Source organism: Steroidobacter sp. (assembly GCF_016790065.1).
In the GTDB taxonomy this organism is placed as follows: domain Bacteria; phylum Pseudomonadota; class Gammaproteobacteria; order Steroidobacterales; family Steroidobacteraceae; genus Steroidobacter.
In genome coordinates this window covers 14,650-34,932 of record NZ_JAEUPY010000638.1, presented here as the reverse complement: position 1 = coordinate 34,932, position 20,283 = coordinate 14,650, and the positions used below count along the sequence as shown (strand labels likewise).

At 62.0% G+C, this 20,283-nt stretch carries 14 protein-coding genes and 2 riboswitches; of the genes, 3 read left to right on the top strand and 11 right to left on the bottom strand.

The window, feature by feature from the left end:
- Positions 1 to 10: 10 nt before the first annotated feature.
- From JNL55_RS26365 to JNL55_RS26325, 9 genes are all read right to left on the bottom strand, one after another.
- A complete protein-coding gene (locus tag JNL55_RS26365; RefSeq protein WP_293861496.1) occupies positions 11 to 1,162 on the bottom strand; it encodes a hypothetical protein in 1,152 nt (383 codons plus the stop codon).
- Between the two features lie 90 nt (positions 1,163 to 1,252).
- Positions 1,253 to 2,575: an NTP/NDP exchange transporter gene (locus tag JNL55_RS26360; protein ID WP_293861493.1), complete on the bottom strand. Its 1,323-nt coding sequence runs from the start codon at positions 2,573 to 2,575 to the stop codon at positions 1,253 to 1,255.
- A 36-nt stretch (positions 2,576 to 2,611) separates the two neighbouring features.
- Entirely contained in the window at positions 2,612 to 4,072 is a 1,461-nt protein-coding gene (locus JNL55_RS26355) for a M16 family metallopeptidase (protein WP_293861490.1), read from the bottom strand.
- A gap of 15 nt (positions 4,073 to 4,087) precedes the next feature.
- On the bottom strand, positions 4,088 to 5,446 hold the full coding sequence (locus tag JNL55_RS26350) for a M16 family metallopeptidase (protein ID WP_293861487.1): 1,359 nt from the start codon (positions 5,444 to 5,446) through the stop codon (positions 4,088 to 4,090).
- A gap of 117 nt (positions 5,447 to 5,563) precedes the next feature.
- Complete coding sequence (locus tag JNL55_RS26345; protein ID WP_293861484.1) at positions 5,564 to 7,417, bottom strand: putative Ig domain-containing protein; 1,854 nt, start codon at positions 7,415 to 7,417, stop codon at positions 5,564 to 5,566.
- Positions 7,418 to 7,587: 170 nt separating this feature from the next.
- Positions 7,588 to 7,674: riboswitch (cyclic di-GMP riboswitch) on the bottom strand.
- Between the two features lie 252 nt (positions 7,675 to 7,926).
- A complete protein-coding gene (locus tag JNL55_RS26340; protein ID WP_293861481.1) occupies positions 7,927 to 9,096 on the bottom strand; it encodes a fibronectin type III domain-containing protein in 1,170 nt (389 codons plus the stop codon).
- A gap of 168 nt (positions 9,097 to 9,264) precedes the next feature.
- Positions 9,265 to 9,363, bottom strand: a riboswitch (cyclic di-GMP riboswitch).
- A gap of 180 nt (positions 9,364 to 9,543) precedes the next feature.
- Entirely contained in the window at positions 9,544 to 12,186 is a 2,643-nt protein-coding gene (locus JNL55_RS26335) for an HD domain-containing phosphohydrolase (protein ID WP_293861478.1), read from the bottom strand.
- A 113-nt stretch (positions 12,187 to 12,299) separates the two neighbouring features.
- Entirely contained in the window at positions 12,300 to 12,734 is a 435-nt protein-coding gene (locus JNL55_RS26330; RefSeq protein WP_293861475.1) for a response regulator, read from the bottom strand.
- Positions 12,731 to 14,788 (bottom strand): S9 family peptidase, encoded by a 2,058-nt coding sequence (locus JNL55_RS26325; RefSeq protein WP_293861472.1) that lies wholly within the window; start codon positions 14,786 to 14,788, stop codon positions 12,731 to 12,733. Before JNL55_RS26325 ends, JNL55_RS26330 begins: the two co-directional genes overlap by 4 nt.
- Before the next feature lie 384 nt (positions 14,789 to 15,172).
- On the opposite strand from JNL55_RS26325, the gene JNL55_RS26320 reads away from it, so the two are divergent.
- The 3 genes from JNL55_RS26320 to JNL55_RS26310 all read left to right on the top strand — a co-directional run bounded on the left by JNL55_RS26320 (position 15,173) and on the right by JNL55_RS26310 (position 19,520).
- Positions 15,173 to 17,224: a TonB family protein gene (locus JNL55_RS26320; RefSeq protein WP_293861469.1), complete on the top strand. Its 2,052-nt coding sequence runs from the start codon at positions 15,173 to 15,175 to the stop codon at positions 17,222 to 17,224.
- Positions 17,225 to 17,341: 117 nt separating this feature from the next.
- Positions 17,342 to 18,781, top strand: coding sequence for an MATE family efflux transporter (locus JNL55_RS26315; protein ID WP_293861466.1), 1,440 nt, complete (start codon positions 17,342 to 17,344; stop codon positions 18,779 to 18,781).
- Between the two features lie 79 nt (positions 18,782 to 18,860).
- Positions 18,861 to 19,520, top strand: coding sequence for a cytochrome b/b6 domain-containing protein (locus tag JNL55_RS26310; protein ID WP_293861463.1), 660 nt, complete (start codon positions 18,861 to 18,863; stop codon positions 19,518 to 19,520).
- 66 nt (positions 19,521 to 19,586) lie between these two features.
- Here the strand turns inward: JNL55_RS26310 and JNL55_RS26305 are convergent, their stop codons facing one another.
- Positions 19,587 to 19,766, bottom strand: coding sequence for a hypothetical protein (locus JNL55_RS26305; protein WP_293861460.1), 180 nt, complete (start codon positions 19,764 to 19,766; stop codon positions 19,587 to 19,589).
- 111 nt (positions 19,767 to 19,877) lie between these two features.
- A complete protein-coding gene (locus tag JNL55_RS26300; protein WP_293861457.1) occupies positions 19,878 to 20,258 on the bottom strand; it encodes a VOC family protein in 381 nt (126 codons plus the stop codon).
- Between the last annotated feature and the right edge of the window lie 25 nt (positions 20,259 to 20,283).

The window sequence follows — 20,283 nt, the reverse complement described above, 5'->3', positions numbered from 1 at the left end:
GATTCAGCGCTCAGGGCGCGACGTCGGCCTCACGTAGCGCCGGCAAGTTCACCACCGCCGGAATCGTGCCGGTGCGACCCTGCTCCAATTCGGTCGCAGCCACATCAATCATCGCCGTATCCCCTGACAAGAAAATGCTCGGCGTCGCTCGCTGTACGCCGTTCTTGGTCGCGAGCGCGCCGCGCGCTACCCAATCTGGATTAGTCAAACCTCGTTCGAACAAATAAGTGTACGGCCCGGTGGTCGCCATCTGCGGCGCGTCGCCACTGATGATCAGACGCCGGCCCTTCATGGTCATGGCGGTACCGAAGATTTTGTTAGTGCTGGCACCCGCCGGCTCTGTGATCTCCTGACGCACGTGCCAGTTGTCTCCAGCGCCGGCATAAACAAACACTTTGCCGGTGCGGCCCGGTCCCGCGTACGCCACCGGCGCGCTGATGGCGACTTCGAAATCGCCCACAGCAACCGTCCAGCCGAACATCGTGCCGAACAACAACGGCTCGGCCTGGATGGTCTTGGCTAAGGACCACTCATCGTCGCGTCGCTGGAAGATATGAACTTTGCCAAGCTCGGTACCGTCGACCGGCTGACCGACGGCAACCGTCCAGCCATGGAAAGCCACTGACATGGCAGAGAAGTCGAACGGCACCAAAGTGGACGGGGCGAAACGGCTCTCTTCCACATACACGCCGTCGGCCCGACGCACGACGAAGGTCCAATCACCGCCTTCGTTGGCGAACAACAGACGGTTGTAGTCCCTCACCACCTGCGTGCCGCACACCGGGATGGTTTGTTTGATGGTCCATTTGGAATCGACCAACGCCAACACGTCGGTGGAGCAGCCGGCACCGCCGACCAGGATTTCATCGGACAACACAGCTTTCAGCGTGCGATTGCGGATCGTGGCGTGCCGTCCCCAATAACCCGCGGGAATGCGTCGATAAACGTACAACGAATTCGGCACGGTGTAGCCGACGGCAACCAAGGTTCTGTTGTCGTAAGCAGCACGTTCGAAACAAGTCGTTTGAAAGCACGGACTCGGCTGACCCGTATCACGAGGCACGAAGGTCGTGCGAATCGATGGCAACGCCTGCGACCACGCCGCGCCCGCGCCAAACGTGCATGCAGTAAACAACGCCAGCCACAGTGCTATACGTTTCATATCCCCCACCCCAATCCGTGTGTTCAATTCGTTTGCAACGCAAACGGGAGCGCAAGTGAAGCGCTCGTCACCAGCGTTTGCCATCGTGGTTTATCGCTGCGCCGCCGGCGCGCGGGGACTTTGTAATTTCTCGTGATCTTCGAAGCGGCGGCCCAGCCACCAGCCCAACATCGCCCACAGTGCAGCGACCCCAGCGCCGAGCCAGGCGACGGCACCGATGCCAAAGCCGATCCCAGCGACGAAATTATTCAATTGCGCGGACAATGCATCGGCGCCGCGATACACCGGCACGTCCACGGTGGTCTTGGCTTTGTACTTGGTTTCCTTGTCCAGCGGACTCCACAACATCTCGCGTCCCGGTCGCACGAACGCATACTCCATCGCACGGCGAGCGATCACCACCGCCGTCAGCACCGCGAACGTACCCGACAGCGCCAGCGCACCGAACGCGAAGATCATGATGACGGGCACGAAAGTGACCAGCACCTTGACGCCGAACTTGTCGGCGATGCGCCCGGTCAGAAACACCTGCGACAGCACCGTCAACGCCTGCACGATCCAATCGAAGCGTGCAAAAATTTGAGTGCGATCCGCCAAAGCCGGGAAGTGCTCCTCGACCAAACGCAGCTGCTCGAAGTACAGCAATGTGTTCACGCAGGAAATGAACACTACGAACAGCGCGATGCCGAGCACATAAGGTGACTTCAATATCAGTGTCACGCCAGCAAATGGGTTGCCTCCGATGGGGCGGTCGTCTGCCTGGTTGCTCACCTCGGTGCGGCCGGAGCGCACACCCAGCAGCACGCGTTGACAAAAGATCGCAGCGACGAACAAGCCGGCGCCGAAGAACAACACGCCGCTGTTACCGATGAACGGCACCGCCAGATCCGAAATGAACGGCCCCACCAACGCGCCGGCACTGCCGCCCGCAGCGATTACGCCGAACAAACGTTTGGTCTGACCGCGATCAAACAGCTCCAGCAGAAAGCTCCAGAACACCGACAACAAGAACAAGTTGACCACGCTGATGAACACGTAGAAAAACTTGCCGGCACCCAAGGTGATGGCTTCGCCCTGAAACAACACGCCGGTGATGACGAGCACGACGGCCACGATGCCGTAGGCCCATGGCAGAAACACGCTGCGCCGAACGTGCGCCACGACCCAACCGTAGATCGGAATGATCAACACCGACACGATGGAGGTGACGATCCAAATGTCGGCCAGCTTGTCGCGACCGATGAGGGTGCCGATGGTCTCGCGCACCGGGCGGACGGCGAAGTAGCCGCTCCACATGAAGAAAAACAAAAAGAATGCGGCAGTGACCGCCGCCATCTCCGCCGGCTGGATGGGTGCCAGCCGCGACAGGAGCCGAGCGAACGGCGAAGTATGCGCAGACGCGGGGCTGTTCATGCGATCTTGTCTACATGAGCGTCCATGTCAGCGCGCTTACATCGGGCTGACGGGCTCCACTGTGCCGTACTTCTTCAGCACCTCACCGACCTGTTTGGCATCGCCCACCGCGACGATCTGTAAGCGGTCGCGATCGTAGTATTTTTTCGCGACTCGCTGGATGTCGCTGGGCGACACCGACTCGACTCTTTGCGGATAGGTGTCCCAGTAATCCGCCGGCAGCCGATAGATCTTCTGGGTCGCCAGGTTGGCCATCAACGATTGCGGCGAATCGAGCGACAGCGCGAAGCGGCCCACCAGTGCGCGTCGTGCATTGGTCAGCTCCTGCGCCGACACCGGCTCGCTGGCGATACGCTGCAACTCCTGGTTCAGCTCATGCATGGCGCCTTCCGTGACCGCGGTTCGCACATCGGTGCTCGCCACTACGACGCCAGGGAAAGTCGTGCCCGTGAACGAACTATAGACGCCGTAGGTGTAGCCCTTGTCCTCTCGCAGATTCATGAACAAGCGCGAGGCCGGCCCACCGCCGAGAATGTGGTTCATGACCAGCACGGCGAAATAATCGTCGCTGTTGCGCTCGATGCCGAGTGCGCCGATCCACAACGAGGTTTGCACTGAGCCCGGTCGATCGACCAACAGCACGCGAGACTTCGCCGGACCTTTGGGCTGCGCCAAAGACACTTTATTGAGATCGGCTTTGGACCAATCGCCGAAGGCGCGCTCCAGTTTGGCGACCAGCTCTTTCAAGCCGATGTCGCCGTGAGCGATCACGAAACCATTGTTGGGGCGATAGCGGGCGGCGTGAAAAGCGGCCAGATCGGCGCTGGTCAATTGTTTGATGACCTCTTCGCTCGGCACCACCAAGCCACCGGGGTGCTCGCCGTAGATGGCTCGCATGAACTGTTCTTGCGCCTGAAAGCCCGGATTGGCTCGCTGAATCTGTAACTGCGCCAGGAAGCGCGCGCGATATTTATCCAGCTCAGCCGCGGGGAAGGTTGGATTGCGCACTACATCGGCGGCCAGCGCCAGCGTCGCATCGATATTATCGCTCAAGCCCGTCAACGCCACCGAACTCTCGCCCGAGGACGGCGCGGAGCTGGAGGACAAACTGGCTCCGAGGGTCGCGAGCTGTTCGGCGATTTCACGACTGGAACGCTGCTTCGTTCCTTCGCGTAGCAAGCTCGCCGTCACCATTGCCACGCCGCGTTTCTCCGGTGGATCGGCCAGGCCGCCGCCGTTGAACCACAACTGCATGGAGAACGTCGGCAGCTTGTGATCTTCCAACAACGCCACACGCAAGCCATTGGACAGTACCGCTTCCTGCGGCTTAGGCAATTGCACCCGTAACGTCTGCGGATTGACCGGCGCTTTGCCTTTCAACTCCACGCCTTTGGTGGACGCCCCTGCCGGCGATTGCGACGGCGGCGTCTGCGCCGAGGCTGGCACGAACGCCAGTGCCGACACCAATGCGAACACAGTTTTATTCAGTGTGAACATGTTTACGGTGCTCGCTTACGGTGCCGGTGTAGTCGGAGCGGCCGGCGCAGGTAGCGTCGTCAGCACGGTGCGACGGGCGGGCAACAAATATTTTTTCGCGACTCGCTGCACGTCGGCGCGAGTCACCGCGTCGATCCGTTGCAAGCGGGTGTTGATCAAGTTCGGATCGCGGAACATCACCGTGTAGCTGCCGAGAATGTTGGCTCGATTCTGAGCGCTGCGAATGCCTTGCAAATAACCCAAGCGCGTGGCGTTGCGCGCCTTCTGTAGTTCCCAATCGGCGATGGGCTCTTCGCTGATGCGTGCGATCTCTTCATAGATCGCGGCCTCCACCACTTCGGGCTTGCGATCCGGACGCACGGTGGCGGTGATATAGAAACCGCCGGTGCCGATACGTTCTTCGGCATAACCGCCGATGCCGGTGACCAGTTCTTTTTCCTTGCTCAAGCTTTGATACAAGCGCGAGCTGTCGCCGCCTTGCAGGACCGACGACAACACTTGCAACGCCGCCTGGTCGGGGCCGTTGCCCACATCGGTCTTGTAGCCGATCAGAATTTGCGGAGCGCGCGCCAACGCGTCGGTCAGATTCTCCCGGCGCTCGGCGGTTTGCGGCGGCTCGATCAGATCGACCGCCGGCGGCGCCGGCTGCCGCGGAATGTCTTCGAAGTACTTGGTGATCAGCTTGAGCGTGTCGTCGCGTTTGAAGTCACCGACCACCGTGAGCACCGCGTTGTTGGGCGCGTAGTAGATGCGGAAGAACTCGGCAACGTCCTGCACGCTGGCGGCGTTCAAATCTTCCATCGAGCCGATGGTGGAATGTTTGTAGCCGAACTTGTCGTAGAACACTTCGTCGAAGCGCTCGTACGAGGCTCCATACGGTTGGTTGTCGACCCGCATGCGCCGCTCTTCCTGCACGGCCTGGCGCTGGTTGTCGAGCTTGGCCTGAGTGATTTCGAGCGACCGCATGCGATCGGCTTCGAGAAACAACGCCAGCTCCAGCTGATTGGCCGGCAGCGCTTCGTAATACACCGTGATGTCGGAGTTGGTGGTGCCGTTCATGGCGCCGCCGTTGGTGAACACTTGATAGAAGTGCTCGCCGTCGCCGACGTTTTTCGAGCCCTTGAACATCATGTGCTCGAACAGGTGCGCGAACCCGGTGAGCCCGACACGCTCGTTGCGCGAGCCGACGTCATAGGTGACGTTTACGGCGATGACCGGTGTGGTGTGATCTTCGACCAGCTGTATCCGCAGGCCGTTCTTCAACGTGTGTTCAGAAAAATCTACACGGACAGCCGCGGGAGTCGCAGCGGTTGCTGCAGCGACCGGTAGCCCGGCGAATGCAAGAGAAAGGCAGACGCCGAAGGCGCGATGCATGGCGATCACTCCGATTGCGCGTATCCGGTCGAGAATACACTGGCACGCCGGAGCGGCGGTAGAAAGAAAAAGGCCCGCGCATGGCGGGCCTTGGAAGACTTTCGAGAGGCGCCTCGGTTACGGGATGGTCTTCGATCCCGTGTTCGACACGTTGCTCTCGGCGCCGGCGCTGGTGTACGCCTTGACCGCGAAGTACCACGTGCCCGAGGCCAGGCCTGTCACTGTGTAAGTGGACAAACCCGCGTTGGCGATCTGAATGGTCTGATCGAGGCTCGAGCTGCTACGGCCGTACACCACGCGATAACCAGCTAGGTTGGTCAGCGAACTGCCATCGGTGTTCTGGGTCGGCGGCGTCCACGACAGCGTCGCGCTGCCGTTGCTCGACTGCGTGACCGTGATGGCGAACGATGCCAGCGAAGCACTCGCCGAACCGTCGCTCACCGAGATCACGATGTTCGAATACGTGCCCGCATTCGCAGTCGTCGGCGTGCCCGACAGACGACCGGTGGTGGTGCTGAAGCTGGCCCACGACGGCGCGTTCTGAATGCTGAAGGTGAGCGAGTTGCCGTCAGCATCGGCCGCGGTCGGCGTGAACGAATAAGCCGAGCCCGCGACCACCGAGGTGGACGGCGCACCGCTGATGGTCGGAGCAGAATTGCTCGCGGCCGCCGCGTTGACCCGAATCGAGAACGCCGTCAGTGCGGCCGACAGACGACCGTCGCTGACCGTGATGATGATGTTCGAGAACGTGCCAGCTGCGGTCGGCGTGCCGCTCAAGCGACCGGTCGCAGTGTCGAACGCCGCCCAGGCCGGACGGTTTTGGATGGTGAAGCCCAACGTGTCGCGATCCGCATCGGCGGCCGTCGGCGTGAACGAATACGCCGTGCCCACCGTCGCCGTCGTGCTCGCCGCACCGGTGATGGTCGGCGCGCGATTGGTTGGCGCACTCACCGTGACAGTGAACGCTGCCAGCGCGGTCGAGACGCGACCGTCGCTGACGCTGATGATCAAATTCGAATAGGTGCCGACATCGGTGGTGGCTGGCGTGCCGCTCAAGCGGCCGCTCGCGGTGCTGAAGGTCGCCCAGCGCGGCAGATTGTTGATGCGATAGACCAGCGTGTCGCCGTCCGGATCGCTGGCGGTCGGCACGAACGTATAGGTCTGCGTCGCCACCACGCTGGTGGCCGGCGTGCCGCTGATCACTGGCGCGCGGTTATCCGGGCCGCGCACTTGGATGGCGAATGCCGGCAACGCGGTGGTCACCGTGCCGTCGTTGACGCTGATGACGATGTTGGAGAACGTCGCGATGTTGGCCGTGCCCGGCGTGCCGCTCAAACGGCCAGTGGTGGTGCTGAAAGTGGCCCACGACGGTCGATTGGAAATCGAGAAGCGCAGCCGGTCGCCTTCCGGATCGGTGGCCACCGGCAAGAAGCTATAGGCCGAGCCCACCAGCACCGAGGTGGCCGGCGTGCCGGAAATGGTCGGCGCCAGGTTGCCCGGCAGCGGCGCTGCCTGAGCGCGGCTGTTCACAGTGATCTTGAAGGGACCGATGGAGCGCGTGTCGCGACCGTCAGTCACCGTGATGGTGATGTCTTCGGACTCACCGACGTTCGTATCCTGCGGCGTGCCGCTCAGCAGACCGGTCTCGGTGTCGAAGCTCGACCACGACGGTTGATTGGTGACGCTGTACTCGAGGAAGTCGCCGTCGGCGTCGGTAGCTTCGGGCTTGAACGAATACACCTGGCCCGCGGTCACCGTCGCAGCCGGTGTGCCACTCACTTCGGGCGGCTGATTGGCCGGCGTCGGCAGCGCTTCGTCGCCGCTGGAGTCGTCGCCCGCCGGCGCGACTACCGAGGTTTCCATGGGATTGGTTTCGGTGCCCGAGCCGTCGAAGCAACCGCTCAACGATGCGGCCACCAGCGCGAGCAAGGCTCGCTGCAGCAACGTAGTGCCGAAATTTTTTGCATTCATTGTTAGTACCGGCGAACACGCACGCAAGGGGCCTTGCTGATGTGCATGTCGCTATCGACCCATCCAATCGAATTAGCGAATCGACCAGGGGACCGCTGGGCCGCGGTTATGACAAAACAAAGAAACGAGGAAAGCGAAGTGGATGACGGCCGCTCGTACCAGAAGCTGTGGCCGGCAACCCCGCTATCCTGAGCTTTGCTGTGTCAGGACCGGAGGCTTTGCGTCGCCGTCTTTCGACGGTTATGCCCTTGGTGAGATCGAGTTAAACGCAGCTAATTATGTTTTTGCAAATGTCGGTAGTGACCGACAAAAGCCTGCGAAAACAGCACCCGAATGTCACTGCGAATTCACATAAGCAGGCCAGAATCCGGGCGCGAGCGATGCGGCAAGAAAATATCTGCGCAAACACTAGCTCGACAATGCGAGCTCACAAACGCAAACGGCGATCGGAGTTCCGATCGCCGTTGCGCCGCCACTTGCCGTGGCGCTACCGAGTCCGAGCCAGCGAGTTACTGCACCGACTTCGAAGAGACGTTCGAGTTCGAGCTCTCAGTGCCGTTGGCAGTGTAGGCACGCACTGAGAAGTAGTAGGTGCCCGGCGACAAGTTGCTGAGCGAGTAGCGAGTCACGCTCGGGTTGGCGACCTGCACCGTCTGGGTCAACGCGTTGGCGTTGGTGCCGTAGGAGATGCGATAGCCGGCCAGATTGGCGAGCGAGCTGCCGTCGGTGTTCTCAGTCGGCGCCGTCCAGCTCAGCGTTGCACCGCCGCTGGAAACATCGACCACCGCGATCGCGAAGGCCGCCAGCGAAGTGCTCGCCGTGCCGTCGCTGACGCTGATCGTGATGTTGCCGTACGAACCCACCTGCGAGGCGCTCGGCGTGCCGGACAACAAACCGCTGCTGGTGTTGAACGTGGCCCAGCTCGGACGATTCGCGATCGAGTAGGTCAGCGTGTTGCCATCGGCATCGCTGGCAGTCGGGCGGAAGCTGTACGCGCTGCCCGCGTTGATGCTGGTAGCAGGCGTGCCGCTGATGACCGGCGCGCGGTTCGCGGAGCCAGTGACGCTGATCGAGAACGCCGGCAGCGCAGTCGTGACAGTGCCGTCGCTGACGCCGATCACGATGTTGCTGAAGGTACCGCTGGCCGTCGGCGTGCCGCTCAAGCGGCCGGTCGACGTGCTGAAAGTGGCCCAGCTCGGACGATTCGCGATGGTGTAACCGAGCGTGTTGCCGTCGGCGTCGGCGCCGGCAGGCTGGAAGCTATAAGCAGTGCCGACCGTTGCAGTGGTGGCAGGCGCGCCGCTGATCGTCGGCGCGCGATTCGCGACCGTGCCGGTAGCAGTGGCAGTGATGCTGAAGGCCGGCAAGGTGACGACGTTCACGCCGTCAGTCACGCGCAGCTGGATGTTGCTCCAGGTACCAGCCGACTTCGGATAACCCATGAGGCGGCCGCTGTTCGGGCCCACCGCCATCCAACCTGGCTTGTTGACCACGCTGAACCGCAACGAACGACCTTCCGGATCACGGGCGGTCGGCAGGAAGTTATAGGTGGTGTTGGTCTTGACCAGGGTCGGCGGCGAACCGCTGATGGTCGGCGGCTGATTGACAGTTTGAGCGGCAACGACACCAGCGAACGATGCGAGCGCCGCGACGGCGGCGAAAGAGGCAGACAAGCGCATGAGCAACTCCAGCAACACAGATTTCCGATGCCAGCTCGGGTCCCATCACGCGGCATTGCGTACGGGTCGAGCACCTGTGTCTGGCAAGGGAAGCTGGCGTTGCGGAGCCGGCGCTGGCGCGCGGGTCGCTGGCCTAAGGACTTCACGGTACGACCCGCGACAGGTCGTATCGGCAACCCCGCTATCCGTGGCGCGGCTTGTTAAAGCGGCGCCCGAGGACCGGAGGCTTTGCGTCATCGTCTCTCGACGACTTTGCCCTTACAGACGATGCATATTGTGTCTGAAACGAGGCTGCACACATATCGGGCGAGCCCCCAACAGCGTTCAGGAAAACCTGCAAAGAGACACCGGGAAGTTACAGCGACGCTTAATGGCGACGCTTAGCGAGGCGCCATCCAGCGCCTCAGACTCATGACGGAAATAATGGCTTTTTCCCGAGAAAAACGCTTATTCGGGCAGCGTGAAGCCGTGCTGACGGACCAGTCGGGTGCAGGCCGCCACTAAGTGTTCATCGTAGCGTTTACCGGCCCCGCGGCTGAGCTCTTCGAGGGCCGCGTCCATGCCGGCAGCCGGTCGATAGGGCCGCGGCGAGCACATGGCTTCCACGGTATCGGCAATGGCCAGAATGCGCGCTTCCAACATTATGTCTTCACCCTTCAAACCGCGCGGATAGCCGCTGCCGTCGAAGCGCTCGTGGGACTGGTACACGATGTCGGCGATAGGCGCGCCGAAGTCGATATCGGCGAGCAACTGGCAACCTTCTTCGACGTGAGTGCGCATCAACGCCAACTCCGTTTCGGTCAGCGGTGCAGGCTTGCTCAGAATGGATGCGGGCACAGCGATGTTGCCCACGTCATGTAACAGCGCGGCGACTCGCAGACCATGCTGACGCTCGCCGTCGAGCCCGGCTTCACGGCCGATCGCCACTGCGAGTGCAGCCAGTCGGCGCGACGAACCAGCGGTGTATGGATCGTGTCGCTCGCTCATGCGCACGAACGAATCAATCATTCCCTGCAATGCCACGTCGGTACGTTGGAGCGCGCTCAACGTCACCGCATGCGCACGCTTTGAATGCAGCACTCGCCACACGCCATCGGCCAACGCAGCCAGCACGCGCAGATCGTCATCGTTGTAGCTGACGTCACGATTGCCAACGCCGAGCACGGCGACGACTTCGTCACCCGACAGCACCGGCACCGCTAAATAGCGCGTGAGATCAGGCAAGCCATCGGTGTTCGGCTTGGGCGTCAAATCGTTGTTCAACACGGCGTGCTTACCGCGCACGCAGTCGGTCAATGTCACGCGCCCGATGGGCTGCGCCTCGGAGTTGGCCATCACGACTTGCGGACGGCTGCCGTCGCGCCAGGCGGCGAGCGTAATGGTCTTGTGCGTCGGATCGACGAAATACAAATAACCGAGCGGGCTGCGCGTGACTTCCAACGCCTGCTCGATCACTCGGCGCACGATGGCCGACTCATCGAACGTATCGGCATGCTTGAACAGCTCGACCAGGAAGTCGGCCTGACGGTGCAGGACTCGCTGTGCAATCAGGTCGCGACGCCGTTGGCCGTTGTCGCGAATCAGCACGATGCTGTCGCCGCGCGTGTTTTCCAGCAGACCGACGCTGACTTCGACGTCGAACAGCGTGCCGTCCTTGCGACGATGTTTGGTTTCGTAGCGACCGCCACCGCGCACGCGAGCGAGCTGCAAGCGCTGAGTGGTCTCGCCCGAGGAGGGATCCTCGATATCGGCGGCATTCAAGCGCAACAGCTCTTCCTTGCTGTAGCCGGACATGCGGCAGTAAGTCGTGTTCACATCCAGGAGCTGACCGTCGCCGCCCAACAACCAGGAACCATCGGCCGCCGCGTCCAGAATGGCGCGACCGGCGTTCGCCTGCTCGTGCAGCTGGCGTTCGTTCTCCAGGCGTTGGGTCAGATCGTAGGCACTCACCAGGTCGGCGTCGCGACCGTCGAACTCGATTCGCTGAGTGAAGATCGACAGGCCCAACACGTTGCCGTCTTTGCGTTGATGCACGCTGACCGGCGAGTTGCTCGAATCGGTGCCGGGCAGTTGTAGCGACGACGCTTTCAAGCCCAGGAATTCGGCGCGCGAATAGCCGTACAGCGCCAACGCTGCATCGTTGACCGCGATGAAGCCGCCGGTGGCGTGATCGGCCATCCACATCGGCAGCGGATTGCTTTCGAACACGCGACGGAAGCGCGCTTCGCCGTCAGCCAAGCGTTGATTGGTGGCTTCGAGCTCGCTGACCTGCGAACGCAACCGCGAATGTGCCTGCGCCGCGCGTTCCATCGCCTCGGCTTGAGCTTGTGCCTGCTGAGCTTTCTCGTGAGCTTCGACTTGCAGTCGCTCGGCCCGCTCGATGGCCTCCGCCTGTGCTCGCTGCGCTTTATCTAGAGCTTCGGCTTGAGAGGTTTGCGCCCGTTGTGCGCGCTCCAGAGCGTCGGCCTGGGCGGCTTGCGCGCGTTGTGCCTTTTCCAGCGCTTCGGCGTGAGCGGCTTGCTGGCGTTGCGCGAACTGCGCCTTTTCATGCGCCTCGGCTTGGGACTTTTCGAGCACGGCGACGCGCTGCATGGCTGCCGTGTCGAGCATGTTCATCGGCCGCGTGGCGCCGCTCTGGCCATTGCCGTGCGCGGCGGCTGGCCCATTGGCCTGGCCGTTAGCCTGACCATTGGCTTGTCCATTGGCGGGCGTGCTGGCGCTGCCCGGCGGCAGCAGCTCATCGAGGGCACTCAGCAGCTTTTCCGGCGGCGTGGAGCGCGCCAGGAAACGTTCGGCGCCCAACTCCAGCGCGAAGCGTTCGTACTTCGGGTCGTCGTGACGACGGGTGTAGAACAGGAAAGGAATGTTTTGCAGGCGCTCGTCCTGCTTCCATTTGCGGCACAGGGCGAAGCCGTCCATGCGCGGCAGGACGATATCGGACACGATCGCCTGCGGCGCCTCGCGGCGCGCGACGTCCAGGGCCGCGAGTCCGTTGGCGGACTTCAAAACCCGATGCCCGCGACCCGATAGCAATGTCTCGAGCGCGCTTTGCTCGGATTCGCGCTCGAATGCGATCAGGATGACACCCATGCCTCGTCTCCAGCGGATCTCTCAGAGCCCGCGAAGTATGCCGGGGGCCCGGAGGATTGGCACGGTTAGGGAGATCTGTTAGCCATAAAGGGAGACGCAGTGCACAGTTGCCCCTAGGGCCCGGGCCGATTGATCCGGGTCCAGTACTGTCCCAGCATCGACACCTGGTCGGTGAATTGCTTGAAATCCACCGGTTTCACGATGTAGCTGTTGGCATGCGCCTCGTAGCTGCGCGCCATGTCCGACTCTTGGTCCGAAGAAGACATGATCACCACCGGGGTCGAGCGCGTCTTCGGATCGGCTTTGATTTGTGCCAGCACATCCAGTCCGTCGATCTTGGGCATGTGTAGGTCGAGCAGCATCAGCTTGGGATTGCCCGACATGCGCTGCGCATACACGCCCTGACGAAACACGTAATGTAGAGCGGCCTCGCCGTCCTGCACCCACACCACCTGCTGCGACACGCCGCCGATCTCCAGCGCGCGAATGGTCAGCTCCGCATCCGTGGGATTGTCATCAGCCAGCAGAATGTATCCGGTGTGGCTCACGGCGCACCCCCGGGGGCTGCCGATGCAGCGATGTCGGTCCCGGCCGCCAGCGCGATCACGAATCCGTACTCCCGCGCCACTTCGCGCATGTGCTCGTATCTCCCCGATTTGCCGCCGTGGCCCGCTTCCAGATTGACATGCAGTAACAACGGCCGGCTGCCGGTATTGTGCCGGCGTAATTTCGCGACCCACTTGGCCGGTTCGTAGTACTGCACCTGACTATCCCATAGTCCGGTGGTGACCAGCATGGCCGGATAAGACTGGCGGCGAATATTGTCGTAAGGCGAATAAGAAAGCATATAGGCGTAGGCAGCGGCTTCGTTCGGATTGCCCCACTCGTCATACTCGAGGGTGGTCAGGGGAATGCTGGTATCGAGCATGGTGGTGACGATGTCGACGAACGGCACGTGCGCCACCAGCGCGGCATAACGATCGGGGGCGACGTTGGCGATCACCCCCATCAATAAACCGCCGGCACTTCCGCCGGCGGCGAAAACTTTATCGCGAGCCCCATAACGGCGCGCCACCAAATGATCGGTGACGTCGACGAAATCGTTGAAGGTGTTCCATTTGAATTCGAGCCGGCCGGCGTCGTACCAGCGCCGGCCCAACTCCTGGCCGCCGCGCACGTGCGCCATCGCATAGACGAAGCCGCGATCGAGCAGCGACAGTCGCGATGAGCTGAAGCCCGGCTCCATGCTCAGCCCGTACGAGCCGTAGCCGTACTGATACAGCGGCGCGGTGCCGTCCAGCGGCGTGCCTTTGCGATACACGATGGACACTGGAATACGTTCGCCGTCGCGCGCCGATGCCCAGACGAACTCACTGACGTAATCGGCTGGATCGAACGGGCCGAGCACCGGCTCGCGTTTCAACAACACGCGCGAACCATCGGCGAGATCGTAATCGTACGTCGTGCCCGGCGTGGTCAGCGACGTATATATGTAGCGCAGTTTGGTGGTATCCAGCTCGGGATTGGAGCCGAGCGCCATGGTGTACGTGGGATCGTCCGCGGTCAGATGAAACGGCGCTTCGCCCCAGCGTTGCACTCGAATGTTCATCAAGCCACGCGAGCGTTCGCTGACTGCGATGAAGCTGCGAAAGATCTCGAAGTCCTGCACGAACACTTCCAGATCGTGTGCCACTACGTCGCGCCAACGCGCACGCTCGGCGACATGCTCTACCGGCACTTCGACGATGCGGAAATTCAGCGCCTGCCAGTTACTACGAATCAAGAAGCGGTCGTCGAGATGATCGACCTGGTACTCGTGATCTTCCTCGCGCGGCACGACCACTTGGAAAGCGAACGACAGATCGTCGGTGCGTGTGTAACGCCACTCGGATGACGTGGTGCTTTCCGAGGCGATCAATAAATAGCGCTCGCTCTTACTGCGCTCGACGGTCAGATCGAAACTCTCGTCCGGCTCTTCGTAAACCAGCGGATCTGCGCCGGTGGCGCCGAGCGTATGACTGCGGATGCGCCGGCCCAGCAAGGTCACCGGATCCTTTTCCACATACAACAGCGTGCGATTGTCGTCGGCCCAGGCGATGCCGCCGTCGACGTTGTCGATCGTGTCCGGCAGCAGTGTGCCAGTCACGAGGTCCTTGATTCTGAGCCGGTACTGACGCCGTCCGACAGTGTCTTCGGTGTAGGCGAGCAGCCGGTTGTCGGGACTGACCTCGTAACCGCCGAGCTGAAAGAACGGTTGGCCGGAGGCCAGCGCATTGCCATCGAGCAGTATGTCTTCGGCGGCGTCGGGCGCGTCCGCGCGCCTGACCACAATGGGATATTCCTGGCCGGTCGCATATCGAACCGCGTACCAGTACCCGCGATAGCGCACCGGGACGGTGGCGTCGTCCTGCTTCAGCCGCGCGACGATTTCAGTGTAGAGCCCGTCGATCTGCGGCTGCACCGGGGCCAGCATGGCCTGGGTATAGGCATTCTCGGCCTTCAGGTAATCCAGCACTTCGGGGTCGCTGCGCGTGTCGTCGCGCAGCCAGTAATAGGCGTCGTCTCGTGCCCCATTGGGCGAGGCGACGCGATGTGATCGCATCGATGCTAGCGGTGGTTTGGACACAGTGACGAATGACGGCGACGAATAGGAAATGTCTGAACGAAACATGCGGTAACTGAACGAATCCTGCAGCGCTGCGGATGGGCTTGCAACTGTGGTCCTCATCCAAACCCTCAATTGCGCGCTTAAATGCCTTGCGTAGCCGGTTGCCAACAACTTTGGCGCTGGCGCACGCCGAACAAAGGGGTAGGATCTGGCCCGCTGGCCGACAGGGATCTTACTGGGACATTCTCTGCACGGCGCGTGGCAATTTTGCGCGGCAGTTCACGCGAATCGCCCAGAAAAGACAGATACAGTTCTCAGCTGATCCATCTTGCATAAGTAGTATTACGCGACAAGCATGAAAACCCCCAGGAGGGGTCTATGGCCAACGCGCAACACAGCCGTTCTTCAGGACAGGGAAATACTCAGGACGAGGTCAACTTGGAGATCGACGACTCACAAAGCCTGCGGCAGCTCGACGAAGGCGCGGCGCCGCCCATCCTGGTCCTGAGCCGTGACGCCAACTTGGTGGAAACGGTCAAAAAGGCCGCTCCCCGAGGCGTGCCGGTGGCGTTCGCACCCGATCTGGATCATGTCGCCGAGAAGCTTTCCAACTTGAAGCCGGGCGTGCTGGTCGCGGATACCGCGAGCACCGCCGACGTCGGCTCCATGGTGGCGCAGCTCACTCAGCATTTCCCTGAATTGGTGGTGGTGGTCGCCGGCAAGCGCGAAGAAAACGCGCAGCTGATGCAGTTGACCGCCACTGGCCGAATCTTCCGTTTCCTGCTCACGCCGTTGTCGCACGGACAGACGCGGCTGTCGCTGGAAGCAGCCGTCAAACAACATTTGGATCTATCGGCTGCCGGCCAGCGCCTCAGCACCGGTGGCGCCAGCAGCGAAGGCGGCAGCAAGAACTATGTGATGACGTACGGCGCGCTGACTGCCGGCCTGCTGATCGTCATCGGCGGCATCTGGTTCGGCGTCAGCCGCTTCACCGGTGAGCCCGAAGTCCCGCCGGCCGTGAATGCACCGGCCGCACCCGGAGCTGCGCAGCCCGGTGGTGTGCCGGAACGTCCGGACCCGGTCAAAGCCGAATTGGCGTTGGCCAAGGACGCTTTCAACCAAGGCAAATTCATCGAGCCCCAAGGCGAAAGCGCGCTGGATCTGTATCGAAGCGCGTTGGCGTTGGATCCGAACAGTCAGGATGCGAAAGACGGTATTCGCTCCGTGGTCGACAAGATCCTGGAGCGCGCCGAAGCGGCGCTGCTCGCGGAACGTTTGGAAGAAGCCATTCGCACCATCGAAACCGCGCGCGACATCGATTCGGCTCATCCGCGTCTGGCGTTCCTGGACACGCAGGTCGGCCGCGAGCGTGAACGTTTGAAACTGTCGCAGGCTCAGGAAGTCGGCAATCGCGTGCGCTCGCTGATCAACTCCGCGAACGATCGCATGGCCAACGGCCGCCTGGTCACGCCGAACAACGCCAGCGCCAAGGACGCGCTGTTGGAAGCTCGCCGTCTGGATCCGACCGATCCAACGGTGCTCGCCACGATTCGTGAACTCAGCGCGCAGCTGACTGAAGAGGCGCGCAAGTCGCTGGCCGCCGGCAACGTCGAAGCAGCCACTGCGTTCGTTCAAGGCGCACGTCAGATGGGTTCCGCGGGTAGCACTCTCGCAGCGGTCGAGCGTTCGCTCGCTGAAGCGACGCGCACCGCTGGTCCGGGCGCTGGCCCTGCAGCCGCGCCGGGCACTGTGCAATCAGCTGGTGCACGTCGTCCGGGCACCAATGCGCCGGCCGGTTCGCAAGCCGGTGCCGGTCCGAACGTCGATACGATGATCGCCGACGTGCGTACGCGCCTGACCGAAGGCAAGCTGATCGATCCGCCGGGCGACAGCGCTCGCGACTTGCTCACCAGCCTGCGCACGACTGCGCCGAATCGTCCTGAAGTGGACGAACTGTCGCGCACCTTGTCGACGCGCTTGCTCGACTCGGGCCGTCAGGCGATGAATGCCAAAGCGTTCGAACGTTCCTCGCAGCTGATCGCTGCTGCCAAGGATGTGGGCCAGCGCTTCAATGGCGCGGCTATCTCGCAGGCAGAAGCCGATCTGACCGCGGCTCGCGACGCTAGCTCACAACAGAACAACATCGTTTCCGCCGCTTCGTTGAAGCGCGTGCGCATGGTGTCGCCGGTGTATCCGGACGCCGCCCGCAAACGCGGTGTCGAAGGTTGGGTGGAATTGGCCTTCACGGTGCAGACCAACGGCTCGGTGGACAAGGTGGAAGTGCGTAACGCCAGCCCCGCTGATGTATTCGACGACGCGGCCATGCGCGCCGTGCGCCAGTGGCGCTTCGAGCCAGTCGAACGCAACGGTGAGCGAATCGAACAGCGCGCCATGGTGCGCCTGAAGTTCTCGCAGCAGGCTGCGCAGTAAGCTTCGCTCAGGAGTAAGACCTGACCAAGGCGGCCCTGACGGGCCGCCTTTTTCTTTGTTGTGTGGCAGCCCGTTCGGGCCGCTTTTTTATTGGGCCTGACCCATAATGGCCGGCCCATGGACACCGTCCTGCCCACCGCCAGCTCCCCTGCTTCGTCCTTGCCGGCGCATCGGCTGGACGCGTCGGGGCGTGCTCGGGTGGACGTGCGGGCCATCGTCGCGCTGGCGGTGCCGTTCGCGGCCAACAGCGCCATTCAAGCGATCCTGAATCTCACTGACACCTGGTTCATCGGTCGCATCTCCACCAGCGCGCTGGCGGCCATCGCGTCGATTCACTGGCCGGTGATCGCCTGTATCGCGCTATTCGGTGGCGTCGGCCTCGCGGGCCAAACATTGGTGGCACAGGCGTTCGGCGGCCGCCGACTCAAACGTGCCTCTCAGGCCGGCTGGATTTCGATCTGGGCCGCGCTACTAGTCACACCACTGTTCTGGTTCATCGCTTTCAACGGCAACGCCGTGCTCAATCCTTTCGGCCTCGCGCCGGACGTGCAAGCACTGGCAGTGCAGTTCTGGGAACCTCGCATGCTGGGCGCGCCATTGGGCGTGGCCCTGTGGGGCATGCTGGGATTTTTCAACGGCATCGGCAAACCCAAAATCTCTTTCATGGTCGACGCGCTGGTCTGTATCAGCAACGCCATCTTCGCGCAGTGGTTTATTTTCGATTTGGGCTGGGGCATCGCCGGCGGCGCGTGGGCCACCAACTGCGCACAAGCACTCGGCTTGATCGTCGGCCTGATCATCTTCATGAGCCCGCGCATGGATCGACTGTTTGGTTCGCGGCTGATGTGGCGACCTCGCGCCAGCAAGATCGCCGCTCAATGGAAACTCGGCTTGCCCATGGGCATGTTGATCGCCGCCGACGTGCTTGGCTTCGCGATGTTTCAACTCATGCAAGTACATATGAGCACGGTGGACGGCGCCGCCACGCAGATCGTCATGATGCTGACCTCGATCTCTTTCATGCCGGCCATCGGCATCGCCATGGCCGGCACCACGCTGGTGGGTCAATCCATCGGCATGGGCGATCGCGACTGGGCGCGACGCATCGGTAACAGCATCATCGTGATGTGCATGACCTATATGGGCGCGGTCGGCCTGTTGCTCGGCCTGATCGCACCGTGGCTGATCCCGACGTTCGTCGCCGACAACGATCCACAAGCGCTCGCAGTGATCCAGCTGGGCACAACGCTCATGTGGGTGGCTGCTGCATATCAATTGTTCGACGGTTTGAACTTCGCCTGTTCTTTCAGCCTGCGCGGTGCCGGTGACGCGACCGTGCCGGCGATCTGCGTGTTGTTGCTGTCGTGGCTCGTATTCGTCCCGCTCGCTCACATGCTGTCGTTCGAGCCCGGCGGCGGTTGGGTGGACAGCCTGCCGCAGTTCGGCCTGGGCGCGCTCGGCGGCTGGCTCGCGGCGCTGAGCTACATCATCTTGATCTCGATGGTGCTGCTGTTGCGTTGGCGCTCCGGCGCCTGGCAGAAGATCCGGCTGCGCTGACTGTCTCGTAACCCTCGGCGAGCAGGCGCGATGCTATCGTTGCCGTTCGCCAAAGACGCAATTGCAGAGGGGTAATCGGGTGAACGAGGCGTCCAATTCTGCGCAGGCCATCCGCATTTGGGACTGGCCGGTGCGGCTGACTCACTGGCTGTTCGTAGCCTGCATCGTGGCGTCCTGGTGGACCGCCGAACAGAACGTCATGGATTGGCATCGTTACAGCGGCTATGCGTTGCTCGGCCTGCTGATCTTCCGCGTCTACTGGGGCTTCTTCGGCAGCTCGAGCGCGCGCTTCTCACAGTTCCTGCGTGGCCCAAGCGGCTTGATGGCTTATCTGCGTGAGTCGCGCGATGCGCATCGCGAGGCGGGACACAATCCACTCGGCGGCTGGAGCGTGGCAGTGATGCTCACGTTGATGCTGGCGCAAGTGGTGATTGGTTTGTTCGTGAGCGACGTGGACGGCATCGAGTCCGGGCCGTTGTCACATCTGGTGAGCTTCGACACCAGCCGCACGCTGGCCGACATTCACGAAGTGGTGTTCAACGCCATCCTCACCTTTATCGGCCTGCACATCGCGGCCATTTTGTTTTATGTGCTGGTGAAGCGAGATAACGTGCTGGTCGCCATGTTCACCGGCCACCGTCGCAACGTGCGCTTGCATGCCATGCGGCCGGTGCCGGCGTGGCGCATCGTGCCGGGCATCGTGCTCGCGAGCGGTGTGGTTTGGTGGGTGGCGACTTGAATAACAGACTTAAATAAAAAGGGGCGATCGTCAGATCGCCCCTTCCCCTGAGCCATCGATGGTCGGCTACTTGACCAATCGCAGTACCGGTCGCTCGGCCTTGTCCTGTAGTCGATCGCGGTGAAAACCTGTTTCGGGTTTGTATTGAAGCGCGTCGATGCGACGTTGCAACTCGGCTGCACGCTCCGGATCCGGAGTCACGCGCGGACGCACGGGCAAAGATTCGGACTGTCTCATTCTAAACATCACAACCTCCCAGGCGGCGTTCCCATCGCACTTGCTCGCGGCACAACGCACCACGACACGCGATGGATCCACCGACACACTAGAATTCTGCTATCCCCTGACTGCGCCTGACTATTTCCACTCATTGGCGGTGGCGGCGAAGTTTTTGTTTTGTGGCCGGACTATACAGAAGCGTTGACCTGTAGGTGCTTCCATCACAATCCAGGTATGCACCTTTTCGATGCGCCGAGCTCCGAGGGCTTCCAGACGCTGCGCTTCCGCGTCGATGTCATCGCTTTCGATGTCGAGATGCACGCGACTGTCGTGCTTGACGTCTTGAACTTCGATGTGCAGGCCGAGCTGTTCGCTCTGCAGGCAGCGATACAGCGGGCTCGCCTCTTCGTGCTTGGCGCGCAGCTCATAACCCAACGCTGCGGACCAGAACTGTGCGGCACGTTCGAGATCGTCGGTTTTACAGTCGATGATGAAACCAGCAAGACGGCTGCGATGCATGTCTTCCTCTCTCGGCGGCGCGCAC